Source organism: Variovorax sp. AC194, assembly GCF_979257995.1.
Genome location: NZ_OZ409823.1, coordinates 77,501 through 95,222 on the forward strand (window position 1 = coordinate 77,501; position 17,722 = coordinate 95,222).

Annotated in this window: 18 protein-coding genes (1 of these 18 only partly in view); 12 read left to right on the plus strand and 6 right to left on the minus strand. The window is 68.0% G+C overall.

Annotated elements, in window-relative coordinates; genetic code table 11:
• Window positions 1–917, plus strand: partial view of a LysR family transcriptional regulator gene (locus tag ACZYRS_RS00320; RefSeq protein WP_093435373.1) — the 3' portion only. The gene continues 64 nt to the left of window position 1, outside the view; the window shows 917 of its 981 coding nt (coding positions 65–981); its start codon lies beyond the left edge, outside the window; its stop codon occupies window positions 915–917.
• 15 nt (window positions 918–932) lie between these two features.
• On the opposite strand, the gene ACZYRS_RS00325 is transcribed toward ACZYRS_RS00320, so the two are convergent.
• Window positions 933–1,106 (minus strand): hypothetical protein, encoded by a 174-nt coding sequence (locus tag ACZYRS_RS00325; protein ID WP_463417687.1) that lies wholly within the window; start codon window positions 1,104–1,106, stop codon window positions 933–935.
• Between the two features lie 126 nt (window positions 1,107–1,232).
• On the opposite strand from ACZYRS_RS00325, the gene ACZYRS_RS00330 reads away from it, so the two are divergent.
• Together ACZYRS_RS00330 and ACZYRS_RS00335 are read left to right on the plus strand one after the other, a co-directional pair.
• Window positions 1,233–2,039, plus strand: a complete 807-nt coding sequence (locus ACZYRS_RS00330; protein ID WP_463417688.1) for a metallophosphoesterase — start codon at window positions 1,233–1,235, stop codon at window positions 2,037–2,039.
• A 103-nt stretch (window positions 2,040–2,142) separates the two neighbouring features.
• Window positions 2,143–3,636: an amidase gene (locus tag ACZYRS_RS00335; protein ID WP_463417689.1), complete on the plus strand. Its 1,494-nt coding sequence runs from the start codon at window positions 2,143–2,145 to the stop codon at window positions 3,634–3,636.
• 25 nt (window positions 3,637–3,661) lie between these two features.
• Here ACZYRS_RS00335 and ACZYRS_RS00340 read toward each other — a convergent pair whose 3' ends face one another.
• A complete protein-coding gene (locus tag ACZYRS_RS00340) occupies window positions 3,662–4,282 on the minus strand; it encodes a TetR/AcrR family transcriptional regulator (RefSeq protein WP_463417690.1) in 621 nt (206 codons plus the stop codon).
• Window positions 4,283–4,370: 88 nt separating this feature from the next.
• Window positions 4,371–5,105: a GntR family transcriptional regulator gene (locus ACZYRS_RS00345; RefSeq protein ID WP_198785613.1), complete on the minus strand. Its 735-nt coding sequence runs from the start codon at window positions 5,103–5,105 to the stop codon at window positions 4,371–4,373.
• Between the two features lie 283 nt (window positions 5,106–5,388).
• On the opposite strand from ACZYRS_RS00345, the gene ACZYRS_RS00350 reads away from it, so the two are divergent.
• Genes ACZYRS_RS00350 through ACZYRS_RS00385 form a run of 8 tightly spaced genes read left to right on the plus strand, consistent with a single transcriptional unit; the run spans window position 5,389 to window position 13,096 of the window.
• On the plus strand, window positions 5,389–6,720 hold the full coding sequence (locus ACZYRS_RS00350; RefSeq protein WP_463417691.1) for an aromatic ring-hydroxylating dioxygenase subunit alpha: 1,332 nt from the start codon (window positions 5,389–5,391) through the stop codon (window positions 6,718–6,720).
• Window positions 6,721–6,731: 11 nt separating this feature from the next.
• Window positions 6,732–8,177, plus strand: coding sequence for a glutamine synthetase family protein (locus ACZYRS_RS00355; protein WP_463417692.1), 1,446 nt, complete (start codon window positions 6,732–6,734; stop codon window positions 8,175–8,177).
• Window positions 8,178–8,191: 14 nt separating this feature from the next.
• Window positions 8,192–8,515, plus strand: a complete 324-nt coding sequence (locus ACZYRS_RS00360; RefSeq protein WP_463417693.1) for a 2Fe-2S iron-sulfur cluster-binding protein — start codon at window positions 8,192–8,194, stop codon at window positions 8,513–8,515.
• Window positions 8,516–8,563: 48 nt separating this feature from the next.
• The gene (locus tag ACZYRS_RS00365) at window positions 8,564–9,763 is read left to right on the plus strand and encodes an ABC transporter substrate-binding protein (protein WP_198785609.1); all 1,200 of its coding nucleotides are present in this window, start codon (window positions 8,564–8,566) and stop codon (window positions 9,761–9,763) included.
• Window positions 9,764–9,803: 40 nt separating this feature from the next.
• Window positions 9,804–10,664, plus strand: coding sequence for a branched-chain amino acid ABC transporter permease (locus ACZYRS_RS00370; protein ID WP_198785608.1), 861 nt, complete (start codon window positions 9,804–9,806; stop codon window positions 10,662–10,664).
• Window positions 10,661–11,623 carry a branched-chain amino acid ABC transporter permease gene (locus ACZYRS_RS00375; RefSeq protein ID WP_463417694.1) on the plus strand — a complete coding sequence of 321 codons (963 nt, stop codon included), beginning with the start codon at window positions 10,661–10,663 and terminating at the stop codon, window positions 11,621–11,623. Before ACZYRS_RS00370 ends, ACZYRS_RS00375 begins: the two co-directional genes overlap by 4 nt.
• Window positions 11,620–12,381, plus strand: coding sequence for an ABC transporter ATP-binding protein (locus tag ACZYRS_RS00380; protein WP_463417695.1), 762 nt, complete (start codon window positions 11,620–11,622; stop codon window positions 12,379–12,381). The genes ACZYRS_RS00375 and ACZYRS_RS00380 overlap by 4 nt, the downstream gene beginning before the upstream one ends.
• Complete coding sequence (locus ACZYRS_RS00385; RefSeq protein ID WP_463417696.1) at window positions 12,374–13,096, plus strand: ABC transporter ATP-binding protein; 723 nt, start codon at window positions 12,374–12,376, stop codon at window positions 13,094–13,096. Before ACZYRS_RS00380 ends, ACZYRS_RS00385 begins: the two co-directional genes overlap by 8 nt.
• 15 nt (window positions 13,097–13,111) lie before the next feature.
• On the opposite strand, the gene ACZYRS_RS00390 is transcribed toward ACZYRS_RS00385, so the two are convergent.
• From ACZYRS_RS00390 to ACZYRS_RS00400, 3 genes are all read right to left on the minus strand, one after another.
• Window positions 13,112–13,477, minus strand: a complete 366-nt coding sequence (locus ACZYRS_RS00390) for a hypothetical protein (protein ID WP_463417697.1) — start codon at window positions 13,475–13,477, stop codon at window positions 13,112–13,114.
• A gap of 98 nt (window positions 13,478–13,575) precedes the next feature.
• Window positions 13,576–14,733 (minus strand): ABC transporter substrate-binding protein, encoded by a 1,158-nt coding sequence (locus tag ACZYRS_RS00395; RefSeq protein WP_463417698.1) that lies wholly within the window; start codon window positions 14,731–14,733, stop codon window positions 13,576–13,578.
• Window positions 14,734–14,829: 96 nt separating this feature from the next.
• Window positions 14,830–16,407, minus strand: coding sequence for a phospholipase D family protein (locus tag ACZYRS_RS00400; RefSeq protein WP_463417699.1), 1,578 nt, complete (start codon window positions 16,405–16,407; stop codon window positions 14,830–14,832).
• An 80-nt stretch (window positions 16,408–16,487) separates the two neighbouring features.
• On the opposite strand from ACZYRS_RS00400, the gene ACZYRS_RS00405 reads away from it, so the two are divergent.
• Window positions 16,488–17,717 (plus strand): nucleoside recognition domain-containing protein, encoded by a 1,230-nt coding sequence (locus ACZYRS_RS00405; protein ID WP_463417700.1) that lies wholly within the window; start codon window positions 16,488–16,490, stop codon window positions 17,715–17,717.
• Window positions 17,718–17,722: the final 5 nt, after the last annotated feature.

The window sequence follows — 17,722 nt, forward strand, 5'->3', positions numbered from 1 at the left end:
AGCGCAACCTCACGCGCGCGGCCCGCAACCTCTCTATTACCCAGCCCGCCGTGAGCAACGCGCTGCGGCGCCTGCGTGAGGTGCTGGGTGACGAGCTGGTCCGCCGCGCCGGTGCCGGCGTCGAACCGACGCCGCGGGCCTTGGCGCTCTGGCCGACCGTACGCGACGCACTGCGCCAGCTGCAGCACACATTGGCGCCCGGCGAGTTCGATGCGGCGACCGCCGACACCACCTTCCTGCTGGCCATGGCCGACGCCACCGCGGCGGAACTGATCCCCGGCCTGGTGCAGATCGCCGAAAAGGAAGCTCCCGCCATTTCCCTGCGCGTGCTCCCGTTGACCACCCGTGACCCGCGCCGGATGCTGGAGAACGAGGAGGTCGACATGGCGATCGGCTATTTCCCGGCGGTGATCGCCAGCCTGGCGGCGCGCGGGCAATCGGGGGTGGGGGTGCCGTTCGAGACGCAGCGGCTCTACCTGGGCCAGTACGTGTGCGTGATGCGCCGCGGCCATCCGCTTGCGAATGCGCCGCTCACGCTGGACGACTACTGCGCCGCGCGGCACCTGCTGGTGAGTTTTTCGGGGCGGCCCTACGGCTTCATCGACCAGACGCTGGGCGCCATGGGGCGCGAGCGGCGCATTGTGGTGACGGTGAACCAGTTCTTCACGGCAGGCCGGGTGGTCGCGAATTCAGACCTTTTGACCGTGCTGCCACGTCACTTCGTGACCGTGACGGGCATCGACGACCAGTTGGTGCTGCGCGACCTGCCCTTCGACCAGCCGCCGGTGCACGTGGATGCCATCTGGCACCGGCGCGCCCAGCACGGGCATGCGCATGAGTGGCTGCGGACCGCGCTGTTGCGGTCGGCCGCGGCAGCCTTCGCGGGCTCGATCCTCGGACAGAAAGTGCCCGACTGACCAAGCGGGCGTTGCTCAGCGAACGACGCTGAGCCAGGCGGATGCGGCTGCGCGCAGTTCCTGCGCGTGGTGCGCACCGCGGCCGGCGCGAACGTCGGCGCTTTCCATCAGCGCGGCGGCGTGGCTGGCCGGGGCGCTGTTGCTGGAGGAACGGAAGAAACGGGCCACTTGGGCGAGGAGGCTGAACATGGTGTTGCGCGGCTTATGGCCGTGCTCTGAGTGGTTGATGTTCCAAGATTAAGGGTTATCCCTAAGAAAACAAGCTTGACCTTATGCGCTTCATGCATGGGGCGATTCACCTAGACTGGCCCGACGATGAAGTTGCAACTGCTCTCCGACCTGCACCTGGAGTCCCACCCCCGCTTCCATGCCGAGCCGATCCCGGGCGCCGACCTGCTGATCCTGGCGGGCGACATCGGCTCCTACCAGGAAGGCTCCCGCCTCGAGGACACCGATTTCGGCCTCGGCCGTTTCTCGCCCCGCAACGGCTGGCCGGTGCCGGTGGTCTACGTGCCGGGCAACCACGAATACGACAGCGCCGACTTCGACGAGACGCACGAGCGGTTGCGCGCCCAGTGCGCCGAGCTCGACATCCAGTGGCTGGAGCGCGAAACCCTCGTCATCGACGGCATCCGCTTCATCGGCACCACCCTCTGGGCCGATTTCGACGCGCTGGTCGAACCCACCGACGGCCTGGCCGAGGCGCTCAAGAAGCGCGGCAAGGCAATGCGCGCCGCCGATTTCTACCTGGAGAAGATGGCCACCCGGCGCCACGGCGAGCTCTTCCTGTCCGGTTCGCTGCGCGAGCAGGCGCTGGTGTGCCAGGCGTGGCTGCGTGAGGCGCTGGCCGTGCCGTTCGACGGCACGACGGTCGCCATCACGCATTTCGCGCCGACACTGGCGAGCGCCGATCCGCGCTACGGCCTGACGCCGGGCACCGCCGGCTTCTGCAATTCCCTCGACGAACTGCTGCCATCTGCCCAGCTCTGGCTGCACGGCCACCTGCACTGCGCCTTCGACTATGTGAAGGACGGCTGCCGCGTGGTGGCCAACCCGTTGGGCTACAAGCGCAACGGCGAGCAGGAGGGCTACCGCCCCGACCTGCTGATCGACGTGCGCTGACCCCCATCCTCACCCCATCCTCCGCTTCCCCCGCCGTAACGGCCGGCTACGCGCGTGCCGCGGGCGCTGTGTAGACTGGCTCGAGTCCACCCCGGAGAGAGCCATGGCACAGCAACAACAACGTCGCACCTTTCTTCAACACTCGGCCGGTGCCGCGGCGGCGGTCGGCATGCTGTCGGTGCTGCCGAAAGCGCTGGCACAAGCGCCCGAGGCTCCGGGCAAGGCCATGGGCCAGTTCTCGATGGCCGAGATGTCGCGCCGCCTCGCGGCCGGATCGCTCAGCAGCAGCCAGCTGGTCGAAGAAGCGCTGGCCGCCATCCAGAACCCCGCGGGCGAGGGCGCGCGCACCTTCATCCAGGTGCACGCCGCGTCCGCGCGCAGCACCGCGGCGCGCCTGGACGCCGAACGCAAGAGCGGCCGCGAGTCCGCCTCGCCGATTTCCGGCATCCCGATCTCGCTCAAGGACCTGTTCGACGAAACCGGCGTCACCACGCTCGGCGGTTCGGTGGTGCTGCTCGGCCAGCCGCCCGCGCAGCGCGATGCGATCGTGGTCGAGCGGCTGCGGCGCGCCGGCGCGATCGTCATCGGGCGCACCAACACGGTCGAGTTCGCCTACACGGGCCTGGGCATCAACCCGAACTACGGCACGCCGAAGAACGTCTTCGACCGCGCGACCGGCCGCATCCCCGGCGGCTCGACCTCGGGCGGCGCCATCTCGGTGACCGACGGCATGGCGGCCGCCGCCATCGGCACCGACACCGGCGGGTCGCTGCGCATCCCGGCTGCGCTCAACGGGCTGGTGGGCTTCAAGCCCACGCAGCGCCGCATTCCGCTGGATGGCGTGATGCCGCTGTCGACCTCCTTCGACTCGGCCGGGCCGATGGCGTGGACGGTGGAAGACTGCGCCCTGCTCGACGCCGTGCTCGCCGGCGAACTGCCGCGCACGCCCAAGGTGGTCTCGCTGCGCGGCCTGCGCTTCGCGGTGCCCAAGACTTTCTTCCAGGACGACCTCTCGCCGCCCGTCGCCGCGGCCTTTGCGTCGGCGTTGTCCAGGCTCTCGGCCGCGGGCGCCACGGTGACCGAACTGCCCATGACCGAGTTCGCCAAGGCGCCGACCATCAACCCGCGCGGCATGATCACCGCCTCGGAGGCCTACGCCTGGCACCGCGAATTCATCAAGACGGGCGCCGCCAAATACGACCCGCGCGTGCTCGCGCGCATCAAGACCGGCGAGACGATCACCGCGCCCGACTACCTGCAACTGCAGGCGCTGCGCCGCCAGTTCATCCGCTCGATCAACACCGCGGCCGCCGGCTACGACGCGATGCTGATGCCCACCACGCCCGACATCGCCCCGCCGATTGCCGAGGTGCTCAAGGACGACGACACCTACTACCGTATCAACGGCCGCATGCTGCGCAACCCCTCGGTGGTGAACCTGTTCGACGGCTGTGCGCTCTCGGTGCCCTGCCACGACGCGGGCGCCGCGCCAGTCGGGCTGATGGTGGCCGGCATCGGCAACACCGACCACCGGCTGCTGGCGGTCGGCGCGGCAGTGGAAGCGGTGGTGACGCCGCGGCGCAGCCTGAACAGCTGAAGCGCGCCCGGCGCTTTCAGGGCGCTCAGCGCGAAGCCAGGCCGTCGAAACAGGTGCCGAGCACGAGCTCCACGATCTGCGCGTCGCTCTGCAGGCCGCCCGCCTTGAGGAACCCGAGCACCGGATCGCAGGCGCGTGCGAACAGCGTGTAGAGCACGGCAATCGCCGGCAGCTTCGGGTTCAGCGTGCCATCGGCCTGCGCGGCCTGGATCCAGCCGCCGAGCTTGTCGCTGATCGCAACCAACCGGTCGAGATAACCGCGGTTGTTCATCAGCGCGGCGCGCAACGTGGAGTTCTGGTGCGGCAGCGAGGGCATCTCGCCGGCCAACTGCGCCTCCATCGCCCAGCGCACCACCATGCGCAGCTTGTCGATGGGCTTCTCGTCGCCGGGCACCGACATCAGGAAGTCCTGCGTGCGCTGCATCAGGCGCACCATCGCGGCGGCGGCGAGGTCTTCCTTGCTGGGAAAGTGCTTGTAGAGGCTGGCCTTGGCGATGCCGACGGAGGCGGCCACCTCGTCGACCGTCATCGATTCGAAGCCCTTTTCGGCCAGCAGGCGGTTCGCCGTTTGCACGATGGCCTCTTCGCGGGCCTGCAGCATCTGTTCCTTGAACGAGGGCTTGGCGGGGGCGGCGGCGGTGGTCATGCGGAAATTCTAGTCTTGGCCGTCGCCAGCCAGACGGTGCGAGTGCCGAAATACCGGTCAGTCTTCTTTGCAGACCGGCCAGTTCCGCTCAGGCGTTGCGCCCCTTGGAAACCAGCTTGATGCCCGGCATCAATTCGGCCGCGAGTTCGGGCCGCTCCAGCGCGTAGTCCAGGTTCATGCGCGCGATCTCCACATGCTCCTCGCCCAGCGCTTGCGCGCGGGAGCCCTGCCCGCGCTCGATGGCCTGCACCATCGCGTGGTGCGTGCGGTGCGCCTGGCGCATCCACTGCTGGCCCTCTTCCATCGACGACTGCATCGGCAGCATCGCGCTCGGCGCGGCGAAGGGCTGGCCGCCGAGCATGTCCATCACCCGCTTGAGCGCGAGGTTGCCGCAGCCCTCGACGATCAGCTTGTGGAAGCGGTCGTTCATCTCGACGTAGGCCGCGTAGTCGTCGATTTCCATGGTGGGCTTGTTGACCGCCCGGTCGCCGGCGTCCAGGCAGTCCTTCAGGTCGCGCAGCAGCTGGCGCGGGGCTCCGTCTTCGGCCAGCAGGCGCGCGGCAAAGCCTTCGATCACGCCGCGCACGCGGATGGCGTCGGCCACCTCCTGCGAGGTGAAGCGGCGCATCTGGTAGCCGCCGCTGGGCGATTGCTCGATGAGGCCTTCGTGCTCGAGGCTCGCGAGCGCCAGGCGCACCGGGGTGCGCGAGGCTTCGAGCTTTTCGGCGAGCGGGATCTCGGCCAGCCGCTCTCCGGGCACGAATTCGCCCTTGAGGATCATGTCGCGCAGTTGCACGAGCACGCGGGATTGTTGAGAGTCCATCGGGAGGCCGGGAGCGGGAATGAGCGGATTCTAGGAGACGGGGCCGCCATTGCACGCAGCATATTTGCCTTGGCTCGGTTGTTGCATGCACTTCTGCACAACATGTGTCAAAAACACACGCCACGCTCAGAGTTAACCCTGATATTGAGCGCTTCAAGCCCCGAAACAGGGCGAAATCGCAGATGAAAGTTTGACCCGGATCGAGGATCACCAAGACAATGCATACAGTTGCATGCAATGAATTGCAGCCTCTTTCCGAAGCACCCACGATGGAGCCCGCACGATGATCAGCGCCGAGCAAAATGATTTCATCACCCGCGTCGGACGCGACGCCCCCGCCGGCAAGCTGCTGCGCCGCTACTGGCAGCCGGTGGCCCTGGCCGACGAACTGGCGGGCCCGCGCCCGGTCAAGCCCGTGAAGCTCATGGGCCAGGACTTCGTCCTGTTCCGCGACGAGAGCGGCCAGCTGGGCATGCTCGACCGCGACTGCCCGCACCGCGGCGCCGACCTCGCCTTCGGCCGGCTGGAGAACGGCGGTATCCGCTGCGCCTTCCACGGCTGGCTGTTCGACGCCAAGGGCAATTGCCTGGAGACCCCCGCCGAGCCCGCCACCAGCAAGCTGTGCAGCCGCATCAAGCAGTCGGCCTATCCGGTGGTCGAGAAGGCGGGCGTGGTCTTCGCGTACATCGGCGAGGGCGAGCCGCCCGCGTTCCCCGATTTCGACTGCTTCGTCGCGCCCGACACCCACACCTTCGCGTTCAAGGGCCTGTTCGAATGCAACTGGCTGCAGGCGTTGGAGGTGGGTATCGACCCCGCGCACGCCTCGTACCTGCACCGCTTCTTCGAGGACGCGGACACCTCCGAGAGCTACGGCAAGCAGTTCCGCGGCGCCTCCGCCGACTCCGACATGCCGATCACCAAGGTGCTGCGCGAGTACGACCGGCCCGAGATCAGCGTGGAGCCCACCGACTACGGCTTTCGCCTGAAAGCGCTGCGCAAGCTTTCCGAAGAAACGACCCATGTGCGCGTGACCAACGTGGTGTTCCCGCAGGCCTTCGTGATCCCGATGAGCGCGGAGATGACCATCTCGCAGTGGCACGTGCCGGTGGACGACACCCACTGCTACTGGTACGCCATCTTCACCAGCTTCACCGGCCCGGTCGACAAGCAGCAGATGCGCGAGCAGCGCCTGAAGCTCTACGAGCTGCCCGACTACACCTCGCGCAAGAACAAGCGCAACAACTACGGCTACAGCATCGACGAGCAGCTCACCGAAACCTACACCGGCATGGGCGACGACATCAACGTGCACGACCAGTGGGCGGTGGAATCGCAGGGCGCCATCCAGGACCGCACGCGCGAGCACCTGGGCAGCACCGACAAGGGAATCATTGCCTACCGCCGCGTGCTGGTGAAAGCCATCGAGGCCACGCTGGCCGGCGAGACCGCGCCCATGCTGATCGACGCTGCGCAAGCGCGCACGATGACCGGCCCGCCCTCCATCGACGGCATCGGCCACGTCGTCGATGAAGCCGCCACCGAGACCTACTGGCAGGAGGCCGACCGCGCGCGGCGCCTGAAGTCCGACTGGGCCTCCGCACGCCTGGCCGCCTGAGCGCATACGCGATGAACACCAACACATTCGTCGACCGCTTCGGTCTCTGGTCCGACGACCAGCATGCACAGGCGCGCGAACTCGTGCGCCGCATCGACAGCGGCGAGGTCGATCTCGTGCGCTTCGCCTGGCCCGACCAGCACGGCATCCTGCGCGGCAAGACGCTGGTGGCCACCGAGGCGCGCTCGGCGCTGTGGGAGGGCGTGAACCTCACCTCCACGCTGCTGGCCAAGGACACCTCGCACAAGACGGTGTTCCCGGTCTTCACCACCAACGGCGGCTTCGCCATCGAAGGCCTGCAGGGCGGCGCGGACTTCACCATCGTGGCCGACCCGGCCACCTTCAAGGTGCTGCCCTGGGCGCCGCGCACCGGCTGGATCCTGTGCGACGCCTACATGGCCGACGGCAAGCCCTGCCCCTTCGCGACGCGGCAGATCCTGCAGCGCGCGGTGCGGCAGCTGGACGAGCTGGGGCTGGACTTCATCGCGGGCCTCGAGGTGGAGTTCCACGTCTTCAAGCTGGACGACGCGCGCATGGGCCTGGCCGATTCGGGCCAGCCCGGCGAGCCGCCGCGCGTGTCGCTGCTCTCGCACGGCCACCAGTACCTCACCGAGCTGCGCTACGACCGCGTCGACGGGCTGATGGAGTTGCTGCGCTCGAACCTCATCGCGCTGGGCCTGCCGCTGCGTTCGCTGGAAATCGAATTCGGCCCGAGCCAGTTCGAGCTGACCTTCGGCCCCACGGCCGGCACGATGCCCGCCGACACCATGGTGCTGCTGCGCAGCGCCATCAAGCAGATCTGCCAGCGCAACGGGCTGCACGCCACCTTCATGTGCCGGCCGAAGATTCCGAACGTGATGTCCAGCGGCTGGCACCTGCACCAGTCGCTGCGCCGCAAGAGCGACGGCGTGAACGCCTTCATGCCCGAGGCCGAAGGCCAGGACCTGAGCGAGATCGGCATGCACTACCTCGGCGGCCTGAAGGCGCACGCCTCTGGCGCGGCGGCGCTCGCGAGCCCCACGATCAACGGCTACCGGCGCTACCGCCCCTTCTCGCTCGCGCCCGACCGCGCGATCTGGGCGCGCGACAACCGCGGCGCGATGCTGCGCGTGCTCGGCGGCGTGGGCCAGAGCGCCTCGCGCATCGAGAACCGCGTGGGCGAGCCGACGGCCAATCCGTACCTGTACCTCGCGTCGCAGCTGTTCTCGGGGCTCGACGGCATCCGCAATCGCATCGACCCCGGTCCCTCGGCCGATGCGCCTTACGAAACGCCGGCAGAGCACCTCCCGCGCTCGTTGAGCGACGCCCTCGCCTGCCTTCGCAAGGACGAAATGCTCAACACCCAGATGGGCAAGGTCTTCATCGACTACCTCTGCCACATCAAGGAAGCGGAAATCGCCCGCTTCAACCTCGAAGTCTCGGAGTGGGAACACCGCGAGTACTTCGACATGTTCTGAACTGTTCCCCCGACATGCCCACGATCCACTACATCCTCAAGGACGGCACCACGCGCGCGGTCGACGCCAAGGTCGGCGCCAGCGTCATGGAGACCGCCATCCGCGGCAACGTGCGCGGCATCGATGCCGAGTGCGGCGGCTGCTGCTCCTGCGCCACCTGCCACGTCTACGTGGACGACGCCTTCGCCGCCCTGCTGCCGCCGCCCGACGACATGGAGAGCGCGTTGCTCGAAGTCGTCGCGTCCGAGCGCCAGCCCACCTCGCGCCTGAGCTGCCAGCTCAACGTGACAGCAGCCCTCGATGGCCTGAGGGTGCGCATTCCAGAGACACAGGTCTGACGCACACTCGCCCGCTTTGCTTCCATTCCACCTGAAAGGCGTTTTTCCATGACGACGATGACGAAGAGAACCGTTCTCTCGACCCTCCTGCTCGCCGGCTTCGGCATGCTGGGCACCGTGGCCGCGCACGCTGCCGACGAGCCGCTGCGCATCGGCCTCATTGCCACCTACTCCGGCCCCTACGCCGACTACGGCCGCCAGTTCGACGCGGGCATCGCGCTGTACCTGAAGGAGCACGGCGGCAAGGTGGGCGGGCGCACCGTCGAGATCGTCAAGAAAGACACCGCCGGCCCCGCGCCCGATGCCGCCAAGCGCATCGCGCAGGAGCTCATCGTGCGCGACAAGGTGAGCATCCTCACCGGCCTGGACTTCAGCCCCAACGCCTACGCCGTGGGCGCCATCGCCACGCAGGCCAAGATCCCGACCATCGTGATGAACGCGGCCTCCTCGGCCATCACCAACAGCTCGCCCTACGTGGCGCGCCTGTCGTTCACCGTGCAGCAGGTCACCGACCCGATGGCGCGCTTCATGCTGAAAGAAGGCGTGAAGGACGCCTACACCGTGGTCGCCGACTACGCCTCGGGCGTCGATGCCGAAACCGCCTTCAAGAAGACCTTCACCGCCGGCGGCGGCAAGGTCTCGGGCGAGGTTCGCACGCCGATGAACAACCCCGACTTCTCGGCCTACGTGCAGCGCATCAAGGACGCCAAGCCCCAGGCCGTGTTCTTCTTCTTCCCCTCGGGCGTGATGCCGCCGGCGTTCCTGAAGGTGTGGAAGGAGCGCGGCATGGAGCAGGCCGGCATCAAGCTCTACGCCACGGGTGAAGCCACCGACGACAGCTACCTGGACGCCACCGGCGACGTGGCGCTGGGCCTCGTGACCAGCCACCACTACTCGTTCGCGCACAACTCGCCGAAGAACCAGAAGTTCGTGAAAGACTTCGCGGCCGACAACGGCACCAAGCTGCGCCCCAGCTACTTCGCCGTGACCGCCTACGACGCCATGGCCGCCATCGACCTCACGCTGCAAAAGACCAAGGGCGACGCGAGCGGCGACAAGTTCATGGACGCGCTGCGCGGCCTGCGCTTCGAGAGCCCGCGCGGCCCGATCGAGGTCGATCCGCTCACCCGCGACATCGTGCAGACCGTCTACATCCGCAAGACCGAGCGCGTGAACGGCCAGCTGGTGAACGTGGAGTTCGACAAGTTCGACCGCGTGAAGGACCCGGCCAAGGAAAGCTCGAACTAAACCGGCTCGACGCGGCGCAGGCAGCAGCTATAGGAGGCCCATGGGCATCGTGATCTTCGACGGGGTGGCCTACGGCATGCTCCTGTTCCTCATCGGCGTGGGCCTGTCCATCACGATGGGGTTGATGAATTTCGTCAACCTCGCGCACGGCAGTTTCGCGATGGTGGGCGGCTATGCGGCGAGCCTGCTGATGAACCACTGGGGGCTGGGCTTCGGGCTCTCGCTCGCGGCCGCCTTCGTGTCCGCGGCGCTGGTGGGCGCGGTGCTGGAGTTCGTGTTCTACCGGCGGCTGTACCGCGCGCATCCGCTGGACCAGGTGCTGCTGTCGATCGGCGTAGTGTTCGTGTCGATCGCCGCGTTCACCTATTTCTTCGGACCGACGATGCAGCCGTTCACGCTGCCTCCGGCGCTCGATGGGCAGGTCGCCATCGGCGGACTCGAAGTGGGCCGCTACCGGCTCTTCCTGATCGTCTGCGGCGTGGCCGTGCTGGCCGCGCTGCTGCTGGTGCTGGGCAAGACGCGCTACGGGGCGATGGTGCGCGCCGCGGTGGACAACCAGCGCGTCGCGAGCGGCACGGGCATCCATGTGCAGCGCCTTTTCTTTCTCACCTTCTCGCTGGGCTGCGGGCTCGCGGGCCTCGGCGGCGCATTGAGCCTGGGCATGCTGGGGCTGGAGCCATCGTTCCCGCTCAAGTACCTCGTCTACTTCCTGATGGTGGTGTGCGTGGGCGGTGCGGGCACCGTCACCGGGCCTTTCATCGCGGCGCTGCTGGTGGGCATCGTCGACGTGGCGGGCAAGTATTACTGGCCCGAGGCGGGCGCCTTTCTCATCTACGTCTTCATGATCGTCATGCTGCTCGCGCGGCCGAACGGCATCGTCGCGAAGAAGGGGCTCGCATGAAGGCTCTCACGGTTTCTCCGGCGCAGTTGCGCATCGCGGAAGTCGCGTTCTGGCTCGCACTCGCGTCCAGCTTCTTCCTCTTGCCCGACAAGCTCACGCTGATGAGCCAGATCATGATCTTCGGGCTGTTCGCGGTGTCGCTGGACATGGCACTCGGCTACGCGGGCATCCTCACCGTGGGCCATGCCGCCTTCTTCGGCGCGGGCGCGTATGCGGCCGGGCTGCTCGCGAAATACGGCTGGAGCGAGCCCTTCACCGGCCTCGTGTTCGCGCTGGTCGTGAGCGGCCTGCTCGGCTATGTGCTCAGCTACCTCGTGGTGCGCGGCGCCGACCTCACGCGGCTCATGATCACCATCGGCGTGTGCGTGCTGCTGTACGAACTGGCCAACCGGCTCTCGGGCATCACGGGCGGCACCGACGGGCTGCAGGGCGTGGTGATCGCGCCGGTGCTCGGCCTCTTCGACTTCGACCTCTACGGCAAGACCGCGTTCGGCTACGCCTTCGTCGTGGTGCTCGCGATGTTCCTCCTGGTGCGGCTGGTGCTGCGCTCGCCGTTCGGCCTGGCGCTGCGCGGCATCCACGACAGCCGCAAGCGCATGACGGCCATCGGCTCGCCGGTGGAGGCGCGCCTTCGCATGGCCTACGCCTTCTCGGCCGCGGTGGCCGGCTTGGCGGGCGCGCTGCTCGCGCAGACCACGCAGTTCGTGGGCATCGAATCGATCGGCTTCAACCGCTCGGCCGAGGTGCTGATCATCCTGGTGCTCGGCGGCACCGGGCGCCTGTACGGCGGGATGATCGGCGCCATCGTCTACATGCTGGTGCACGACTGGTTCGCGGACATGAACCCGCAGTACTGGATGTTCTGGCTCGGCATCTTTTTGATCGCCGCGGTGATGCTCGGGCGCGGCGGAATCATGGGCGCGCTCTCGCGCTTCGTGCGGACGGGGAAGGCGCGATGACGTCCAGCCACACCCTCCGCACGCAAAACCTCGGCATCCGCTTCGGCGCCTTCCAGGCGGTGAGCGAGGTGAATCTTTCGCTCGAGCCCGGCGCGCGTCAGGCGCTGATCGGCCCCAACGGCGCGGGCAAGACCACGCTCATCAACCTGCTCACCGGCGTGTTCAAGCCCACGAGCGGATCGATCCACATGGGCGGGCGCGACATCACGCGCCTGGCGGGCGACAAGCGCGCCCGCATGGGCCTCGCGCGCACCTTCCAGATCAACACGCTGTTCCCGAGCCTCACGCCGCTCTTGTCGGTGGTGCTCGCGATCAGCGAGCGCGAGGGGCTGGGCGCCACCTGGTGGCGGCCGCTCAAGGGCTGCACGGCAGTGTTCGACGAAGCACATGCGCTGCTCGGCACGCTGAAGCTCGACAGCCTCGCGGACGTGCCTGTCTCGGAGCTCGCCTACGGCAAGCAGCGGCTGCTGGAGATCGCGCTCGCGCTCGCGGCCAAGCCCCGCATCCTCCTGCTCGACGAGCCCGCGGCCGGCGTGCCCGAGGACGAAAGCGGCGAGCTCTTCGCGGCGATCGCGGCGCTGCCCGACGACATCAGCGTGCTCTTCATCGAGCACGACATGAAGCTCGTGTTCCGGTTCTCGCGCCGCATCTCGGTGCTGGTGGGCGGGCGCATCCTCACCGAGGGCACGCCTGCGGAAATCAGCGCCGACCCGCGTGTGCGCGAGGTCTATCTGGGGAGTTCGCATCACCATGCCTGAAATGCTCGCTTTCGACCACGTCACCGCCGGCTACGGCAATGCCGTGGTGCTCGACCGCCTCGGCTTCTCGCTGCAGCAGGGCGAGAGCCTCGCGATCCTCGGGCGCAACGGCGTGGGCAAGACCACGCTGCTCGAAACACTGATGGGCAACACCCGCGTGATGCAGGGCGCGATCCGCTGGCAGGGCGTGAACATCACACGCTGGCCCTCGCACCAGCGCGTGCGCGCGGGCCTGGGCTGGGTGCCGCAGGAACGCGAAGTGTTCCCCTCGCTCACCGTCGAAGAAAACCTCACGGTGATCGCGCGGCTCGGCGGCTGGAACCTCCAGCGCGTCTACGACTTCTTTCCGCGCCTGCGCGAGCGCCGAGGCAACTACGGCAACCAGCTCTCGGGCGGCGAGCAGCAGATGCTGGCCATCGGCCGCGCACTGATGACCAACCCCAAGCTGCTGCTGCTCGACGAGCCGATGGAGGGGCTCGCACCGATCATCGTGGAGGAGCTGTCCGCGGCGATCCGTCGGCTCTGCGAATCGGAAGGGCTGGCATCGATCGTGGTCGAGCAGCACCCGGTGCTCGCGCTGGAGATGACGCACCAGGCCATCGTGCTGGAGCGCGGCACCGTGGTGCACGCCGGCCCAAGCGCGGGGCTCGCGGCCGACAAGGGGCTGCTCGAAGGGCTGCTGGGCGTGGGGATTGCCGAGGACGTTGCGGGCTGACCGGCGGGCCCGGCGTCAGGCCAGGGCTTCCTGCTTCAACCGCTTCGCGCAGACGGTGAACCGCCATGTGGCCAGGCAGGCCGCCACAAAGCTCAAGGCCCACGAGACGCACAGGTACGCGTACATGAGGAAGGCCAGCCCGATCTGCAACACGGACTTCCAGAACGAGGTGCCCTCGCCCACGATGTAGAACTCCGCGAGCGCGTGGACGCCCCACCATACGGCCAGCGGCAGCGCTGCCACGCACAGACCGTAGGCGAGGCTCGCCGCCAGCGGACCTACGCGCCCCTGCGCGACGGCGCGGTGGCCCACCTGATAGAGAACGACGCTCAGCACCACGGGGGCGGCCAGGCCGAAGGAAATGCAGAAGTCGAGGACCATACCGGCACTGTAAGTGCGCGCCTCCCGAAGACGATCCGGCGTCTGCCTGAGTACCGATGGACGCTACCGCGAGCCACGGCTCGCGGTACGAACCCAGGTCAGCTCAGCATCTGCCCGCGGCTGCCGATCACGGCCACGTCCACGAAATGCCCGCCTTCGCGGTTCGTGCGGCCGTAGTTGATCTTCAGCCCGCCCAGGTCGAAGTTCTCGATGCTGGCCAGGCCCGCCATCACCGAGGCGCGCGTGGGCGAGCCGCCCGCGCGGCGCAGGCCCTCGGCGAGCACGGCGGCGTTGATGTAGCCCTCCAGGCTCGTGAGCGAGAAATCCTTGGTGCCGTTGGCCACCATGTCGGCCTGGTAGCGGCGCACGATCTCGAACTTGGTCGAGTACGGCGAAGGCACCACGATCACGAAGCCGAGGCCGCGTGCGAGATCGCCCATGGCGGCCAGCGCGCTGGCCGTGATCGACAGGCCGTAGGCCGAGCTGTTGCCGCCCGCGTCGCGCAGCGCCTTCATGAAGACCGGCGCTGTGCCCGCCAGGCCGATGATCACGACCTGCGGCTTGGCCTTGGCGATGGCTTCGGCCGCGGGGCCCACTTCCATGCTGGTGGTGTTGGGCGTGGTTGCGATGACGGCCGGCTCCAGCTTCGCCTTCGCGAGCGAGGCCTTGAACGCCGCCAGCACCGACTGGCCCAGCGGATCGTTCGAATGCACGAGGCCGATGCGACTCTGGCCCAGCACGGCGGCCGTACTCACGAGCTTGTCGACTTCCTGGTCGTAGTTCACGCGCACCCAAAAGGTGTTGGGCGAGGTCTTCTTGCGCAGCGAGATGGTGCCGGTGATGGGGCCGACCACGGCCATGCCGGGCACCGCGTCCATCACTTCGGAGGTCTGGCGCGTGCCCAGCGGGTGCAGCAGCGCGAGCACCGAGCTGTCCTTCTCGAAGGCCAGCGCGTTGGCCTTGGCCACCTCGGGCTTGAAGGTGTCGTCGGCCATGACCAGCTCGACCTTGGTGCCATTGAGGCCGCCCGCCTTGTTCAGCGCGTTGAAGAACGCGCTAGAGCCCTGGAAGAGCCCCTGCCCGTTGGCCTTCTCGACGCTGCTGTTGTCGAAGGTGGTCCCGATGCGGATCGGCTTGCCCTGCGCGAAGGCCGGCATGCCCAGACCCGCGGCGGCGGTGGCGGCCAGACCGGTCAGCACACGGCGACGGCTGGTGGAGGGCTGCGCGAGGGGCACGCGCGGCTCGGGAACGGTCATGGTCGGGGTCTCCAGAATTCGGTGACAAAAGTACACATTTCAATAAGAAATGTAACGCACGTCACCGTGCCGGAGATGACAGCCGCTGCGGCGCCTCTAGAGCAGTTCCTCGCCCACGATGGGCAGCAGCAGCCAGTTCTTGAAGCGCAGCCAGAGGAATTCGCCGGGCTCGTCTTCGTGGACGATGTCGCCACCCGCGTCGTCGTATTCGAGCCACTGCACGCGCCGGCCGTCGGGGCCCAGGCGCAGCCGATAGCCCAGGTTGATGCGCTGGCCGTTCATGAGCTTGTTGTAGTCGCCCACGAGTTCGGGGCTGTCGATCACCAGGCCCATCTCGGTGTTGACCGCGGCCGAGCGGTGGTCCAGGTTCATCGAGCCGACGAAGAAGCGCTCGTCGTCGACCACCGCCAGCTTGGCGTGCAGCCGGCTGATCGACTTGCCGAAATCCCCGAACTGGCCCGAGCGCCCGGTGAGCATGGGCGCGATCTCGTAGATGGTGACGCCGATCTTGAGCATGTCGGCGCGGTAGCGCTCGTAGCCCGCGTAGGCCAGCGGCTCGTCGGTCGCGCCCAGCGAATTGGTGATCACGGTGATGCGGCCGCCGCTCTCGATGGCCTTCTTCATCATCGCCATGCCGCGCGTGCCCGGAATGAAATACGGCGAGCCGATCTTGACCTCGCGGCGGGCCGAATTGATGACGCTCAGCGCGCCCTCGGTCACGCTGCCCACGTAGGCCTCCTCGGCCGTGCGCGTGATCTTCTCGGGGTCGTCCACGAACAGCGTGCCCGGCGCCCAGTAGCGGTCGATCTTGCCGGTGATCAGCTGCTCGCCGACGGGCGACTTGTTCAGCACGTCGCGCGGGCGGATCGGCACGTCGGGCACGGCCGTGCGCACGATCTCGTCGAAGCGCCGCTGCCCGGCCTCGGGCGTCGTGCGCAGCGGCGCGATGCGCTCGATGGGCCAGGCGTGCGAGCTGTTCCAGTAGCGGTCGAACCCCTCGGACATCTGCCGCACGATCGGCCCGCAGGAGATCACGTCCATGTCGATGAAGTTCGCGGCCGTGCTGCGCATGAAGTACTCGTTGCCGATGTTGCGTCCGCCCGAGACCGCGAAGCTGTTGTCCGCGATCAGCAGCTTGTTGTGCATCCGGTGGTTGATGCGGCCGAAATCGGTCAGGGAAAACAGGAGCCGCGTGGCCAGCGAGTCGGCCCGCGACGGCAGCGGATTGAAGAGCCGCACCTCCACGTTCGGGAAGGCCGAGAACGAACTGAACACCTCGTCCTCGCCGGCCGTGTAGAGGTCGTCCACCAGGAGGCGCACCCGCACGCCGCGCGCGGCAGCTTCCCGCAGCTCCTTCAGGAACAGGAGGCCCACGTCGTCCTTCTGGATCAGGTAGTACTGCACGTCGAGCGATTTCTCGGCGTGGCGCGCGAGCGAAATGCGCGCATCGAAGGCGAAGGCCGCCTCCGGCAGCAGCCGGAAACCCGAGAGCGCGCTGGAATCGCCCGGCACGCCCTTGGCGGCGAGCTGCGCGAGTTCGGTCTGCGCCACGTCGGTGAAGGCCATGACCGGCGCACGCGGCTGCGGTGGCGGCAGGCTGACGCAACCGGTCAGCCAGGCGGCCGCAAGCGCCCCCAGGAGGGCCGTGAAACCGCGGACGATGAAAGCGCGCATGGGCCGAACTGTAGCGCGCGGCGCGCATGCGCGGCGCCCTATGATCGCGCCGACAAAAGGAAAGACAAAGGAAAAAAAGCGTGCTCAACGGCTTGTGGCTGGGTTTCTTCGGGATGGCGGCGGTCGCGGCGCTCGTGCGGTGGCTCGTCGGCGGCGATCCGACGGTGTTCGCGGCGCTGGTCGAAAGCCTGTTCGCGATGGCGCGGCTCGCGGTCGAGGTGATGGTGCTGCTGTTCGGCACGCTCACGCTGTGGCTCGGGTTCCTGCGCATCGCCGAGGCGGCGGGGCTGGTCGGCGGGCTCGCGCGGCTCCTCGGGCCGCTGTTCAGCCGGCTCATGCCCGGCGTGCCCGCGGGGCATCCGGCGCTCGGGCTCATCACGATGAATTTCGCGGCCAACGCGCTGGGCCTGGACAACGCCGCCACGCCCATCGGCCTCAAGGCCATGCGCGAACTGCAGCGCCTGAATCCTGACCCGGTCACCGCCACCAACGCGCAGATTCTTTTCCTTGTACTCAATGCCTCGTCGCTGACGCTGCTGCCCGTCACCATCTTCATGTACCGCGCGCAACAGGGCGCGCCCGATCCGACGATGGTGTTCCTGCCGATCCTCCTGGCCACCAGCGCCTCGACGCTGGTCGGGCTGCTCACGGTGGCCGTCGCGCAGCGCCTGCGGTTGTGGGACCCGGTGGTGCTGGCCTACCTGATCCCGGGCGCGCTGGTGCTGGGCGGCTTCATGGCGCTGCTGGGCACGCTGTCGGCGGCGGCGATCGCCTCGCTCTCGTCGCTGATGGGCAACCTCGCGCTCTTCAGCGTGATCATCGTGTTCCTGGCGGCCGGCGCGATACGGCGGGTGAAGGTCTACGAGTGCTTCATCGAAGGCGCCAAGGAAGGCTTCGACATTGCGAAGAACCTGCTGCCCTACCTGGTTGCCATGCTCTGCGCGGTCGGCGTGCTGCGGGCCTCGGGCGCGCTCGACCTCATCCTGGGCGGCCTGCGCTGGCTGGTGACCGCGGGCGGCTGGGATTCGCGCTTCGTCGACGCCATGCCCACCGCGCTGGTCAAGCCCTTCTCGGGCAGCGCGGCGCGCGCGATGCTGATCGAGACCATGAAGAGCCAGGGCGTGGACAGCTTCCCCGCATTGGTGGCCGCCACCATCCAGGGCAGCACCGAAACCACCTTCTATGTGCTGGCCGTGTACTTCGGCGCGGTCGGCATCCAGCGCGCGCGGCACGCGGTGTCGTGCGCGCTGCTGGCCGAGCTGGCGGGCGTGATCGCGGCGGTCGCGGTCTGCTACTGGTTCTTCGGCTGACTCGG

Bases quoted from the DNA above. Each gene is read 5' to 3' on its own strand.
- ACZYRS_RS00360 (WP_463417693.1), top strand. From the start codon at position 8,192: ATGCCCACGATCCACTACATCCTCAAGGACGGCACCACGCGCGCGGTC.
- ACZYRS_RS00355 (WP_463417692.1), top strand. From the start codon at position 6,732: ATGAACACCAACACATTCGTCGACCGCTTCGGTCTCTGGTCCGACGAC.
- ACZYRS_RS00400 (WP_463417699.1), bottom strand. From the start codon at position 16,407: ATGCGCGCTTTCATCGTCCGCGGTTTCACGGCCCTCCTGGGGGCGCTT.
- ACZYRS_RS00335 (WP_463417689.1), top strand. From the start codon at position 2,143: ATGGCACAGCAACAACAACGTCGCACCTTTCTTCAACACTCGGCCGGT.
- ACZYRS_RS00345 (WP_198785613.1), bottom strand. From the start codon at position 5,105: ATGGACTCTCAACAATCCCGCGTGCTCGTGCAACTGCGCGACATGATC.
- ACZYRS_RS00340 (WP_463417690.1), bottom strand. From the start codon at position 4,282: ATGACCACCGCCGCCGCCCCCGCCAAGCCCTCGTTCAAGGAACAGATG.
- ACZYRS_RS00330 (WP_463417688.1), top strand. From the start codon at position 1,233: ATGAAGTTGCAACTGCTCTCCGACCTGCACCTGGAGTCCCACCCCCGC.
- ACZYRS_RS00365 (WP_198785609.1), top strand. From the start codon at position 8,564: ATGACGACGATGACGAAGAGAACCGTTCTCTCGACCCTCCTGCTCGCC.
- ACZYRS_RS00385 (WP_463417696.1), top strand. From the start codon at position 12,374: ATGCCTGAAATGCTCGCTTTCGACCACGTCACCGCCGGCTACGGCAAT.
- ACZYRS_RS00370 (WP_198785608.1), top strand. From the start codon at position 9,804: ATGGGCATCGTGATCTTCGACGGGGTGGCCTACGGCATGCTCCTGTTC.
- ACZYRS_RS00380 (WP_463417695.1), top strand. From the start codon at position 11,620: ATGACGTCCAGCCACACCCTCCGCACGCAAAACCTCGGCATCCGCTTC.
- ACZYRS_RS00390 (WP_463417697.1), bottom strand. From the start codon at position 13,477: ATGGTCCTCGACTTCTGCATTTCCTTCGGCCTGGCCGCCCCCGTGGTG.
- ACZYRS_RS00325 (WP_463417687.1), bottom strand. From the start codon at position 1,106: ATGTTCAGCCTCCTCGCCCAAGTGGCCCGTTTCTTCCGTTCCTCCAGC.
- ACZYRS_RS00350 (WP_463417691.1), top strand. From the start codon at position 5,389: ATGATCAGCGCCGAGCAAAATGATTTCATCACCCGCGTCGGACGCGAC.
- ACZYRS_RS00375 (WP_463417694.1), top strand. From the start codon at position 10,661: ATGAAGGCTCTCACGGTTTCTCCGGCGCAGTTGCGCATCGCGGAAGTC.
- ACZYRS_RS00395 (WP_463417698.1), bottom strand. From the start codon at position 14,733: ATGACCGTTCCCGAGCCGCGCGTGCCCCTCGCGCAGCCCTCCACCAGC.